Annotated in this window: 10 protein-coding genes and 1 pseudogene; 7 read left to right on the top strand and 4 right to left on the bottom strand. The window is 55.2% G+C overall.

The window, feature by feature from the left end; all coding sequences use genetic code 11:
- Positions 1-480: 480 nt before the first annotated feature.
- From fruA to fruB, 3 genes are read right to left on the bottom strand one after another with little or no spacing between them, the layout of a single operon-like run.
- Complete coding sequence (gene fruA, locus NR201_RS14965; protein WP_033767421.1) at positions 481-2,193, bottom strand: PTS fructose transporter subunit IIBC; 1,713 nt, start codon at positions 2,191-2,193, stop codon at positions 481-483.
- A 16-nt stretch (positions 2,194-2,209) separates the two neighbouring features.
- Positions 2,210-3,148: a 1-phosphofructokinase gene (fruK, locus tag NR201_RS14960; RefSeq protein ID WP_010248301.1), complete on the bottom strand. Its 939-nt coding sequence runs from the start codon at positions 3,146-3,148 to the stop codon at positions 2,210-2,212.
- A complete protein-coding gene (gene fruB, locus NR201_RS14955) occupies positions 3,145-4,275 on the bottom strand; it encodes a fused PTS fructose transporter subunit IIA/HPr protein (protein ID WP_256849934.1) in 1,131 nt (376 codons plus the stop codon). Before fruB ends, fruK begins: the two co-directional genes overlap by 4 nt.
- Before the next feature lie 312 nt (positions 4,276-4,587).
- Here fruB and NR201_RS14950 point away from each other — a divergent pair.
- A pseudogene (locus NR201_RS14950) lies at positions 4,588-4,824 on the top strand (type II toxin-antitoxin system VapC family toxin); the annotation flags it as partial.
- A 39-nt stretch (positions 4,825-4,863) separates the two neighbouring features.
- Here NR201_RS14950 and NR201_RS14945 read toward each other — a convergent pair.
- Positions 4,864-5,118 (bottom strand): YkgJ family cysteine cluster protein, encoded by a 255-nt coding sequence (locus NR201_RS14945; RefSeq protein WP_010248308.1) that lies wholly within the window; start codon positions 5,116-5,118, stop codon positions 4,864-4,866.
- A 343-nt stretch (positions 5,119-5,461) separates the two neighbouring features.
- Between NR201_RS14945 and yeiP the strand changes: the two genes are divergently transcribed.
- The 6 genes from yeiP to NR201_RS14915 all read left to right on the top strand — a co-directional run bounded on the left by yeiP (position 5,462) and on the right by NR201_RS14915 (position 12,558).
- Positions 5,462-6,034 carry an elongation factor P-like protein YeiP gene (yeiP, locus tag NR201_RS14940; protein ID WP_003854146.1) on the top strand — a complete coding sequence of 191 codons (573 nt, stop codon included), beginning with the start codon at positions 5,462-5,464 and terminating at the stop codon, positions 6,032-6,034.
- A gap of 76 nt (positions 6,035-6,110) precedes the next feature.
- A complete protein-coding gene (locus tag NR201_RS14935; RefSeq protein ID WP_060680619.1) occupies positions 6,111-7,079 on the top strand; it encodes a GTP-binding protein in 969 nt (322 codons plus the stop codon).
- 45 nt (positions 7,080-7,124) lie between these two features.
- Positions 7,125-7,832: a phosphatase PAP2 family protein gene (locus NR201_RS14930; RefSeq protein WP_010671014.1), complete on the top strand. Its 708-nt coding sequence runs from the start codon at positions 7,125-7,127 to the stop codon at positions 7,830-7,832.
- 512 nt (positions 7,833-8,344) lie between these two features.
- Entirely contained in the window at positions 8,345-8,920 is a 576-nt protein-coding gene (gene mepS / locus NR201_RS14925; RefSeq protein ID WP_010248316.1) for a bifunctional murein DD-endopeptidase/murein LD-carboxypeptidase, read from the top strand.
- Between the two features lie 222 nt (positions 8,921-9,142).
- On the top strand, positions 9,143-10,705 hold the full coding sequence (locus tag NR201_RS14920) for a cyclic di-GMP phosphodiesterase (RefSeq protein ID WP_029519627.1): 1,563 nt from the start codon (positions 9,143-9,145) through the stop codon (positions 10,703-10,705).
- Positions 10,706-10,749: 44 nt separating this feature from the next.
- Positions 10,750-12,558, top strand: coding sequence for an extracellular solute-binding protein (locus NR201_RS14915; RefSeq protein WP_256849933.1), 1,809 nt, complete (start codon positions 10,750-10,752; stop codon positions 12,556-12,558).
- The last annotated feature ends 11 nt before the right edge of the window (positions 12,559-12,569 follow it).

Below are 12,569 nucleotides of genomic sequence, written 5' to 3'. Positions count from 1 at the left end.
TGCCAGGAGAGCCCGCAGGACGCGGGCGAAAGGCGGGGCGGCACAGGATGTGCCATCCCCGGCGGTCCGTCAGGCAGAGGAATGAAGTGAAGGAACCGCGCAGCGGCGCGAGGACCGCCAGCCCCTGAGCGGCACCAGACTGCGTTATCACCTGTCGCTTAACTGGCTGGCATGCTCCCTTTTCGTTTAGAGAGAACGCTGGCTCAGGGAGCATACGCTTTCCGTAAAGACGCAAAAAAACGCCATCTTTGGCAGGCGCAGCGCGGGCGATTACGCACCTCATCCCTGAGGTGCGCCCGCAGCCGGACCAACGCTTTGCGTTGTTCAAAAACGCTCCCGGCTTTTTGTCCATGGCCCGCGATGCTTTACTCCAGGCGTATGCTCCCGTCGCTTTGACTTCGGGAACCGTCTGTAAAAGCAAACAGGGAGCCATCCGGCTCCCTGTTATTTTCACTTCAGCAGATTATGCACTTCTGCAAATCAGGCTTTCACCAGCTGCTCTTCCGGACGTTTCAGTACCGCATAGCTCAGACCCGCAATCGCGGTGCCGATGATAATCGCCATCAGATAGCCGATAACCGGGGTAATCGCGCCAGGGATCAGCAGTACGAACAGTCCACCGTGCGGAGCCATCAGTTTTGCGCCAATTGCCATGGAGATCGCGCCGGTGGTTGCACCGCCAACGATACAGCAAGGCAGAACACGCATCGGGTCACGGGCGGCAAACGGAATCGCGCCTTCAGAGATAAAGCAGAGACCCAGAACCAGTGCTGCTTTACCACCTTCCTGCTGACCTTTATTGAATTTACGACGGGCAACCAGCGTCGCCAGCCCCATCGCCAGCGGTGGCACCATACCGGCTGCCATAATGGCTGCCATTGGCGCATAGGTCTGCGAACTCAGTAACCCGACGCCAAACGCGTAAGCCACTTTGTTTACCGGACCGCCCATATCGGTACACATCATGCCGCCCAGAATGGCACCCAGCAGGACCGCATTCGCCGTTCCCATGTTGGCCAGCCAGTGCGTCAGGCCGTTCATGATGCCAGCAACCGGTTTACCCACTACGTAGATCATCAGCAGACCGGTGATCAGACTGGCGAACAGGGGAATAATCAGTATCGGTTTCAGCGCTTCCATACTCTGCGGCAGTTTAACTTTGCCGCTGATCAGCTTCGCCGCATAACCGGCAATAAAGCCCGCGATAATTCCGCCTAAGAAACCTGCGTTAATACTGGTGGCGATCATACCGCCAATCAGACCCGGCGTCAGACCCGGACGATCAGCGATGGAGAAGGCGATAAAGCCCGCCAGCACCGGCACCATCAGGGCAAAGGCGCTGCCACCACCAATTTGCATCAGCGCCGCAGCCAGCGTGCCCTGCTCTTTAAACGCCGTGATACCAAAGGCAAACGACAGCGCGATGCTCAGACCACCTGCGACCACCATCGGCAGCATATAAGAAACACCGGTCAGCAGGTGACGATAAGCCCCTGCTCCGCCTTTCTTCTCTTCTTCACTGCTATTGTTCTGTCCGCCAGCCGCCGCTTTATACGGCTTCGCTTCTGCTACCGCTTTATCCAGCTCCTGCGCGGTTTTCTTCAGCGCCAGACCGGTTGAGGTACGGTACATCGGCTTACCGGCAAATTTCGCCAGGTCGACTTCGATATCAGCTGCGACGATCACCAGATCGGCGGCAGCGACTTCTTCCGGAGTGATCGCATTACCGGCTCCCACTGAACCACGGGTTTCAACTTTCACCCACCAGCCGCGACGGGTCGCTTCAGCCTGAATGGCCTCGGCAGCCATAAAGGTATGCGCCACGCCGGTCGGACAGGCGGTCACCGCGACGACGCGTTTCTGTGCACCAGCCTGAGCCGGTGCAGCAGGTGCGCCTGCTGCAGGTGTTGCTACCGCAGCCGGTGCCTGCCAGGTTTTCGCTTCTGCTTTCGCGCGGTTCAGGAAGGTTTCTGGCTCACGTACTGCCAGCTGGATATCGCCCAGCCAGACCGCTTTGCCGTTCAGCGCCGCATCGTCCGGCACGTTTTTGCCCAGCACAATCGCCAGCTCAGCGTCGGCAGGATTATCAGTCAGGGTCAGGCCCGCCGCAGCGGCGGCAGCCGCCAGACGTTGTTGCGCCATATATGCGGAAGCCAGTCCCAGTGTAGGGTCTTTAATCAGCAGCGTTTTCATTATCGCTCTCCTGCTGTCAGTTAACGGGTTGTAAGTCGACGCGCGCCATCATTGCGGCCAACTGAGTACGATCGGAAACGCCAACATTGCTCTGGCTGACGGCCATCGCCGCCACGGCAGTCGCAAGACGCAGCGTGTGTTCGCTGGATTCGCGCATCAGCAGGCCATAAATCAGGCCGCCAACCATTGAGTCGCCTGCACCCACGGTGCTGACCACTTCGCACACCGGCGGTTTAGCGATCCATTCACCAGAAGCGTTGACCCACAGAGCGCCTTCTGCGCCCAGCGAAATCACCACATGGGCGATACCCTGCTCGCGCAGTTCGTGCGCAGCGCCAATCACATCCTGCAGGGTTGGCAGTTTGCGACCGGCCCAGATTTCCAGCTCACGTCGGTTAGGTTTAACCAGCCACGGTGCCGCCTTCAGTCCTGCCACCAGCGCCTCGCGGCTGCTGTCAAAGATGATGCATGGGCAGTGGGTGCGAAGTTCGGTCATCCAGCGGGTAAAGGCATCGTGGTCGACGCCCTCAGGCAGGCTACCGCTGACGCAGACCATATCGAACTGGCCCAGCCAGGTCAGAGAATCGGTAGTAAAACGATCCCAGTCCTGCGCCGTCACCTGAAAACCGGAGAAATTCAGATCGGTGACGTCCCCGGTCTGTTCAGTGAGTTTAACGTTGATACGGGTACGGCCAGGCACGACATGGAAACGGTTGGCTATGCCCAGCTCACTGAACAACTGCTGGAAACCGTCCTGATTCTCTTTCCCCATGAAGCCACCGACGGTGACATCGATACCCAGATCTTTAAGTACTTTGGCTACGTTGATGCCCTTGCCCGCAGCATGCAGCCCGGTGGTTTTCACCAGGTTAACTTCGCCACGTTCAATTTCAGGGGTATATCCCACCAGGTCATACGCCGGATTCAGCGTAATGGTGGCGACGCGTCTGCTCATGATGCCCCCTCACCCAGACCACTGGTGATCGCTTCTTCAATCGCGTTCAGTGCCTGCTGTGCATCTTCACCGCTGGCGGTAAAGCGCAGGCGATGGCCTTTCTTCACGCCCAGCGCAACCACTTTCATCAGGCTACGGCCATTAGCGGGTTTGCCGCTGCCGTCGAGATTGGTCACGGTGATGTCGCTGTTGAACTGCTTGATCACGCTGACCAGCGCCGTGCCTGGACGGGCATGCAGGCCGTGTTCGTTGCGAATGGTAAATTCAGCCGTCAGCACGTCAGCCTGCTCATCGACTTCGCTGGTGAGCAGTGCGTAAACGCCTGCAGCATCCGCTTTCAATAGACGATCCGCTTTGCCCTGCTGCAGCAAGACGCTGAGGTAACCCAGCACTTCCAGCGGACGTTCATCGGTCGCCGAAACGCTGATTAACATCGCAGCCGATTCGCCCTGATGGTCGAAGGCATGTTCAGCGCGGCTGATAGCCACGCCGCTGCGCAGGTTGCCGAGGCTGCTGTCGCTGAGCCAGATGCCCTGACCCAGATTCAGCGGAGGCGTTGAAACCACGTCTGCGACGTAGCTGGCATCCACCACACCAGCGGACTGCAGCCGACCGGCGTTCATCGCCTGTAAGGTGATCAGATCGCTGGCAGCTACGTTGAGCGTGATTAATGAGGTGTCGAAGCTGAATTCAGCGGCTTGTTTCTCGCCCATCAGCAACGCGCGAAGATCTTCAGCAGAGGCGGTTTTTAGCTGTTCTGCAATGGTGTCATCGCTCAGCACATGGGTCAGCTGACGCAGCAGCGCCAGATGTTCATCCGACTTAGCGGCAATCCCGATGGCAACATAGGCTGTCTGATCGTCACCCCAGGCAATGCCCTGCGGAAACTGGAAAACCTGAACGCCGGTTTTCAGCACCAGATCGCGGGTATCGGTGGTGCCATGAGGGATTGCGATGCCGTTGCCAAGAAAGGTTGAGGTCTGCTGTTCGCGCGCCAGCATGCCGTTGACGTACCCTTCGGTCACATTGCCCGCCGCGGTTAACGCGGCAGCAACCTGACGAATGGCCTCTTCTTTATTCTGGGCGCTGGCTCCGGTATGGATGGCCTGCAATTCGAGCTGGAACATAATTCTCCTCGCTTGCTGAGATTGAATCGTTTCAGCTAGTGGGAAAGTTTTTACGCCATGCTGAGGAAAACAGATGGCGCAGTCACCGCTGAAACGTTTCAGGGATTGTGGTACAGCCGCTTTCACCAGGCAAGAAAATGCGCAAACGGCGTAGCAGATTTTTGACGTTACGCACATTTCGGGCAGGTTTAGGTGATTAGCGGGCGAACAGGCTGACGCTGCTGCTGTAAAGTGAGAATGGGTGGACCGAAAAACTTCAGCAGCGTCAGCGCCTGATGGCGCGGTATCCGCTTCGGTTTACAGCAGATACGTTTGCAATTGGTAGATGCATTCTGCGCACGTCTTGATGCTGTGCTTTCATGGGATCGCGCAGCGGTAGATGCAACCACTGAAATCAAAGCGGCGCTGGCTGCTGCCGGAACGCCCATTGGTCCCAACGACACCGCGATTGCCGGGCATGCCATTGCGGCCAGGGCTATTCTGGTGACCAATAACACACGCGAGTTTGAACGGGTACCCGGATTGCAGCTGGAAGAGTGGGTCAGCTAACCGCTGACGCTGGATTGAATCTAAGCAGTGGGAGGGTTCTCAGGCACGTGTGCTGGCTTCAAGCTCAATCAGGTAGGTCATGGCTGAGGTACGGTCTGTAAGACACATATCAACTGAAGGTTGCAGACTTCCGCATACTTTCGGCCTTAAAGCTGAACCGAAAATCATGCACAAATTTTCATCCGATAACTGAATGCATCGGACATTCGCGGGTTTACCCTGCGGCATTCCGGGGATGGGGCTGGAGATTGACGGCGCGATGCAGCAGGCTCCACAATCAATACGACACTGCATTAACACCTCTTACGCGACCTTCAGGATACAACAGACAGTAACAGAACCTCAGAGGGAGCGACACCACACCCTTCAGCTCTTAACTTCCTGCTTAAATCGTTCACTGTCACCCATGTCAGAAATCGGTGAAGAGATAGAGGGCGCTGTACCACAGGCACCGCCCTGGCTACGGCATTGCATGCTGTGCTCAGGCAGAGAAAGTCGCGGCGACAATAGCAGTCCGGGGCGGCAATTGCCATGAAAGCCGCGGCCTGAGACAAAATTTCACGCCGGTGATATTGCCAGTTTTCATCGGCGCGAGTAACGTTGCGCGCACTTCACTCTCAAGATAGCGAGAACAGCAATGCCAAAAGCCAATGAAATCAAAAAAGGGATGGCCGTCACGCACAACGGTAAACTGCTGCTGGTTAAAGATATTGATGTCCAGAGCCCCAGCGCACGCGGTGCCGCCACTCTGTATAAAATGCGCTTTACCGATGTCCGCACCGGCTTAAAAGTGGAAGAGCGCTTTAAAGGCGACGAGATTATTGATGCAATTTCGCTCAGCCGTCGCAGCGTGACCTTCTCTTATATAGATGGTGACGAATATATTTTTATGGATGATGAGGATTACACCCCCTACTCCTTTAAACAGGAGCAGATTGAAGAAGAGCTGCTGTTTATCCCTGAAGGCGGTATCCCTGGCATTCACGTGCTGACGATGGAAGGTCAGGTGCTGGCGCTGGAACTGCCACAAACCGTGGATATGGAGATTGTGGATACTTCACCAGGCATTAAAGGTGCTTCTGCCAGCGCTCGCACCAAACCCGCCGGTATGAGTACAGGCCTCTCGATTCAGGTACCGGAATACCTCAGCAACGGTGACCGCATCCGCATCCACATTGCTGAACGCCGCTATATGGGCCGTGCAGACTAAATCAGAAGCCTGCTGCCGATCGTGATAGTGTTATATTATTACATTATCACGTTATTCCCCGGCAGGAGTCACTCCCATGACACGCGTTAATCTGATTACCGGTTTTTTGGGCAGCGGCAAAACCACGCTACTCTGCCATCTGCTGGCTGCCAGGCCGTCCGGGGAAAACTGGGCGGTGCTGGTTAATGAATTTGGCGAGATCGGGATCGACGGCGCCCTGCTGGCCGATCGCGGTGCCACGCTGAAAGAGATCCCCGGCGGCTGCCTGTGCTGTGTTAATGGCCTGCCGATGCAGGTCGGGCTGAATATGCTGCTGAAGAGTAAACCCGATCGGCTGCTGATCGAGCCAACCGGCCTGGGCCATCCTCGTCAGGTGCTGGAGATGTTGAGTGCGCCCGTCTATCAGTCGTGGCTGCAACTGAATGCCACACTGACGCTGCTGGATGCGCGTCAGCTGGCCGATCCTCGTATCGTTGCCAATGAAAACTTCCGCGATCAGCTGGCTGCCGCCGACCTTATTATCGCTAATAAGCGCGATTGCTGGGATCAGGCGGATCGTCAGCGCCTGGCTGGCTGGCAGCAGCAGATGCAGCCTGCGCGCCCTCTGATAGAGACAGAATTTGGTCAGATCCCCCTTTCTCTGCTGGATACCCCCCGGCAGCCGCGCGAACTTCCCGTGCCGCAGCACCATCATTCGTCGGGTCCCACCAGCGGTCTGGCGGCGTTGCGACTGAATGGCGAGGCGCGCTGGCGTCGGGCGCTGAACCACGGCCAGGGCTATAGCGCCTGCGGCTGGCTGTTTGATGGTGATACGCTGTTCGACAGCGGCACGCTGCTGGAATGGGTTCGGCAGGCGCCGGTAGATCGCGTTAAAGGAGTGATGCGCACGACAGAAGGCGCTCTGCGTATCAATCGCCAGGCAAATGAGCTGCAGAGTGAAATACTCCCCTCACCGCCATCCGATAGCCGCATTGAGATCATTCATTCTCAACAGGCTGACTGGAATCGTCTACAATCGGCATTGTTGAAGTGCCGTTTACGCTGACAGAGGTATTGTCGGCGGTTATTTTTAATAATAATGAGTTTAACTATGCGCGTAACTCGCCTTATTACTATCCTGCTGCTTAATGCACTGGGCGTGGTGCTATTTCTGTCATGGTATCTGCCCCCGGAACATGGCTTCTGGTTCGGCGTCGATAAATCTATTTTCTTTGGCTTCAATAGCCAGATGGTGACCCATCCGCTGTTCGCGCTGATCGTCGCTATCACGAATTATCGTGGTTTTGATGCGGTATCATTGCTGGCGATGGGTCTGCTTTACCTGTCGATCTGGCGGCGCGAAACGCCACAGGCGCAGCGCCGGATGCTGGCAATCGGCATCACCATGCTGCTGACCGCCGTCGTCCTCAATCAGCTGGGCCATTTATTGCCGGTTAAACACTCCAGTCCGACACTGTTCTTCGAGAACGTGCATCGCGTCAGTGAACTGACCGGTATTCCCGCTAAAGATGCTTCAAAAGATAGCTTCCCCGGCGACCACGGTATGATGCTGATCATTTTCGCCTGCTTTATCTGGCGTTATTTTGGTTTCAGCCGCTTTTTAATTGCCACGGCTATTGTGGTGATATTTTCACTGCCACGCATCATGGCCGGTGCGCACTGGTTTACCGATGTTGCTGTCGGTTCAATGTCGGTGGTATTAGTGGGTCTGAGCTGGTGGCTATTAACGCCAGCCAGTGACGTATTGGTTAACTGGTTTTATCGCAAATTGCCGGGTAAATATAAGCCCGTGACGTAAATGTTAAGCGCGGACGATTTAAACCCCTGGTTTGAACCGCCCGCGCTTATAAAAAACACCCCATCACTATTAGCCTGCTAATTAAATCCACGAAAAGAAAAGGTTATGACCCTGCTGGCAGGTTAAATAGTCGCCAATATCCTCTGTCAATAAAGAAAACTCTAAAAATAGCGGCTATGCCCCGAATTAGCCCCCCTTTAACTCCCTGTTCTCACCATCATTTGACCACAATTGTAGCTAAAGTAGTCAGTGTGTTACGGTTTGATTTCACATCAAAAAAACCTATATGAAATTGATTAAAAGCACTCGCCACGGCGTCTGTAATCAGTTAACCTCAGTCGCAGTGAGGCAAAAGCGGCAGAAAATTCGGATTTTTTACCGTTAAAATGTGTCCATTAACACATTTTAGTAATTAAGGATTTGTCTTAGTCTGTTTCGCTTATTAATCTCCCTGTTTTGTCATCTGGCTGGCGACAATCTTGTCGTAAGGAAATCGAAGGAAAACCCGAATAATGGTCAAGTCTCAACCAATACTGAGATATATCTTGCGGATCGTGCCCGCAGTGGCGCTGGCAACACTCCTCTCAGCTTGTAGCAGTACCCATAGCAGTCAAAACGCGAATAACGAGAATCATGAAGTTAACAACCACAATGGTTTTTTACTTCAGGCGTCTCAGGATGAGTTTGAAGAAATGGTGCGTAATGTCGACGTTAAGTCGCGCATCATGGAACAATACGCCGTCTGGAAAGGTGTGCGCTATCGCCTCGGTGGCGATACTAAACGCGGGATCGATTGTTCCGCCTTTGTACAACGCACCTTCCGCGATCAGTTTGGCTTAGAATTACCGCGTTCTACCTCTCAGCAGCAGGACACCGGTAAAGAGATTACCCGCAGTAAACTGCGTCCCGGCGATCTGGTGATGTTCCGTGCAGGCTCTACGGGCCGTCACGTTGGCATCTATCTTGGCAACGATAACTTCGTTCATGCCTCGACCAGCAGTGGCGTGATGATCTCCAGTCTGAATGATGATTACTGGAAAAAGCGCTACCGTGAAGGACGCCGTGTATTAAGTCGTAACCCGACCTGATAACCACTTTCGATCTTCTCTCAGCCAGAGAACATGAAACGCTGCTTATGCAGCGTTTTTTTTCGCCTTTAATCATTTTTACCAGCAGTTATATAAGATAAAAGCATTCTGACTCAGATTAATAGCAAGACATTTCCCGCCGTCTCGTTATATTCTCGGTCGCTTAAACCGAAGCCGTCGTGCGCAATAACATAATAATAATTTGATTAGGGGAAGCTCCTCATGCCACTGTCGGGGGCGCTACGGCGCCATGCCACCTATCCTCGCCGTATCGCATGGAGTAGTGCGATGGCTGGCGGCTTATTCTTTCTGTTATTTGCTGCACTCTCGCTTCACCAGACCTGGCAGAAGCGCGAACGACAGCATCAGCAACTGCTGGAGAACAGCCGCACGGCATTGCAGCAAACGCTCTCCAGCCTGATTAACAGTACTCTCAGTCCCCTGCTTCCGTTTACCCACACTGCCTGCAATACCATCAATCGTGAACTTACCTCACGCGCCGCCTTTGCCGGAAATCTTCGTGCCATCCTGCTGGTTAAAGAAGGTAATGCCTTTTGCTCCTCGGCCACCGGCAGTTTTAATCTGCCGCTCAATGTAATTGCGCCCCTGAGTGATATTTCGCGTGATATCGATCTGCAGCTGATGCCGGGCACGCCGTTGCAGCCCAATAAACCGGCGCTGGCGTTATGGATCAAAAATCCCGGCAGCCTGCAGTCAGGCGTTTTCGCGACGCTGAATATTACCCTGGCACCCTATCAGCTGCTGGCGTCCGGGCATCCGGAAATCACCGGTATGGCACTGGTGGCACAACGCAGTGCCTTAACCAGCTGGCAATCCGTCGTCATGCAGAATAAAAACCTGCCGACGCCGCTGCACCGGCAGGCGCTGACAGGCTATCCGCTGCAGTTTGTGTTGTACGGTTCCACTCTGGCGTTCAGCGATTATCAGAATATCCTGCTGAGCGGCCTGCTACTGTCGCTGCTGGTTTCAGGCGCTTGCTGGCTGCTGTTGTCGGTTTATCAGCGCCCTGGTAAAGAGCTGATTCGGGGCATGAAGCGCGGTGAATTTCACGTCGAATATCAGCCGCTGGTCACCTCCCATGATGGTCAGCCGTATGGGATGGAAGCGTTACTGCGCTGGACCCACCCGACGAAAGGCCCGATTCCGCCCGATGTGTTTATTCACTATGCCGAGGCGCAGAACCTGATTATTCCCCTGACCCGACATCTGTTTCAGCTGGTTTCCCGTGATGCCCACCTGCTGTGTCATACCATTCCCCGTCATGCCTGCCTCAGCCTCAACATTTCGCCCCTGCATCTGGCTGACAGCGGTTTCCGTCAGGATGTGCTGCGCTGGCTTGATACCATGCCTGCGGACCACTTTACTTACGTGTTTGAGATCACCGAGCGAGCCATGGTGCGCGACGAAAACGTTGGAGAACTGTTTGACTGGCTGCATCAGCAGCAGATCCATATCGCCATTGATGATTTCGGTACCGGTCACAGCGCGCTGATCTATCTGGAACGTTATGACTTTGATTATCTGAAAATTGATCGCGGCTTTGTTCAGAGCATCGGTACGGATAGCCTGACCTCGCCGGTGCTCGATACCGTGCTGCAGCTGGCGAAGAAGCTGAACCTGAAAAGTGTGGCCGAAGGGGTAGAAACCGGCGAGCAGGCTGCCTGGCTGATTAACCGCGGTGTGACCCATCTGCAGGGTTACATCTTTAGCCGTCCGCTGCGGCCGGAAACGCTGATAGACTATTTCCGGCGTCATAACGCCTGACACTACCTGGCCCGAACTGCGCCAGACATCTGACAGGAGAGTGCATGCTGTTTCGTTCCGGACTTCTGCTGCTGTGCGGCCTGCTCAGCGCCCCGCTGCTGGCAGCTTCTGTGCAGCAAAGCTACGCGTTCACCCAGGCCGGTGAAGCGAAATATCCGCCCGGCTTCAGCCATTACGACTACGCCGATCCCCGCGCACCCAAAGGCGGCAGCATCACCATGGCGGTAGTGGGCACTTACGACAACTTCAACCGCTACGCTTCTCGCGGTAATCCGGGCATTAACACCGGCACGCTTTATGATGGGCTTTACACCAGCTCAGACGATGAACCTGGCAGTTATTATCCGCTGATTGCCGAGTCAGCGCGCTACGCCAGCGATTTTACATGGATTGAGATCCGCCTTAATCCCCGCGCCCGTTTTCAGAATGGCACACCAATAACCGCCCGCGACGTGGCGTTCACCTATCAGAAATTCATGACCGAGGGCGTGCCTCAATTTCGCGTCGCCTACCGTGGCGTGACCGTTAAAGCGCTGAACGATCTCACTGTACGCATCGAGGCACAGAAGCCGGATAAAGATCTGCTGCTTGGCTTACTGACGCTGCCGGTTATCGCAGAGTCGTTCTGGCGCGATAAGAAGTTTAATGAGCCGTTAAGCGAGCCACCCTTGTCGAGCGGACCCTATCGCATCACCCGCTGGAAGCTGGGACAGTTTATTGAGTTCAGCCGGGTAAAAGATTACTGGGCCGCTGATCTGCCGGTCAATCGCGGACGCTTTAATTTTGATCGAATGCGCTATGACTACTATCTGGATGACAATGTGGCATTTGAAGCCTTTAAGGCGGGTGCTTACGATCTGCGTGAAGAGACATCGGCAAAGAAATGGGCCACTCAGTATCGTGGCCGCAATTTTGACGATGGCAGCATCGTTAAAGAGACCACGCCTAACGATGCCGCTATCGATACCCGCTGGCTGGCATTCAACAATGAAAAACCGCTGTTCCAGGATCGCCGCGTGCGTCAGGCGCTGTCACTGATGTTCGATTTCGAGTGGATGAACAAGGCGCTCTATTACGGTGCCTGGCAGCGCGCCAGCAGCTATTTCCAGAACACGGCGTATGCGGCCAGCGGCGTGCCGGATGCACAGCAGCAGGCCCTGCTTGAACCCTGGCGCGCGCAACTGCCACCTGAGCTGTTCAGCCAGCCTTATCAGCCACACAAAACCGACGGCAGCGGCTATGACCGCGCCAGCCTGTTAAAAGCGTCTGACCTGCTGAAACAGGCGGGCTGGCAGATAAAAAATCGCCGTCTGGTCAATGATAAAACCGGTCAGCCGTTTACCATAGAACTCCTGCTGCGCGGTGGCACCAATACCGACTGGGCGTTACCGTTCCAGCACAATCTTTCCCGGCTTGGCATTACGCTAAACCTGCGGCAGATCGACAACTCACAGTATCTGCGGCGCTGGCGTGAAGGCGACTATGACATGATTGCCACGGTCTATGGGGCGATGCCGATCCCGACGTCCAGTCTGCAGATCCTGTGGCAGTCTGACTTTATCGCCTCGTCGTGGAATACCGCGCGGGTCAAAGAGCCTGTAGTCGATCATTTCGTGAAACAGATTGTGGCGCATCAGGGCGATCCCAACGCGCTGCGGCCGCTGGCCCAGGCGCTGGACCGGGTGCTGCTGTGGAATGCGTATATGATCCCGATGTGGTACAACGCAGAGCAGCGGCTGGCGTACTGGGATAAGTTTTCTCACCCTGCCCGCAAGCCAGCCTACAGCGTCGGACTGGAAAACTGGTGGTACGACACAAACAAAGCCGGACGCCTGCCGGCCAGCAAACGCTAAGGAGATCACCG

This window comes from Pantoea sp. Fr-CA_6, assembly GCF_024520895.1.
Lineage (GTDB): Bacteria > Pseudomonadota > Gammaproteobacteria > Enterobacterales > Enterobacteriaceae > Pantoea > Pantoea agglomerans.
The sequence above is the reverse complement of the archived record's forward strand: the minus strand, read 5'-3'. Positions and strand labels throughout refer to the sequence as shown.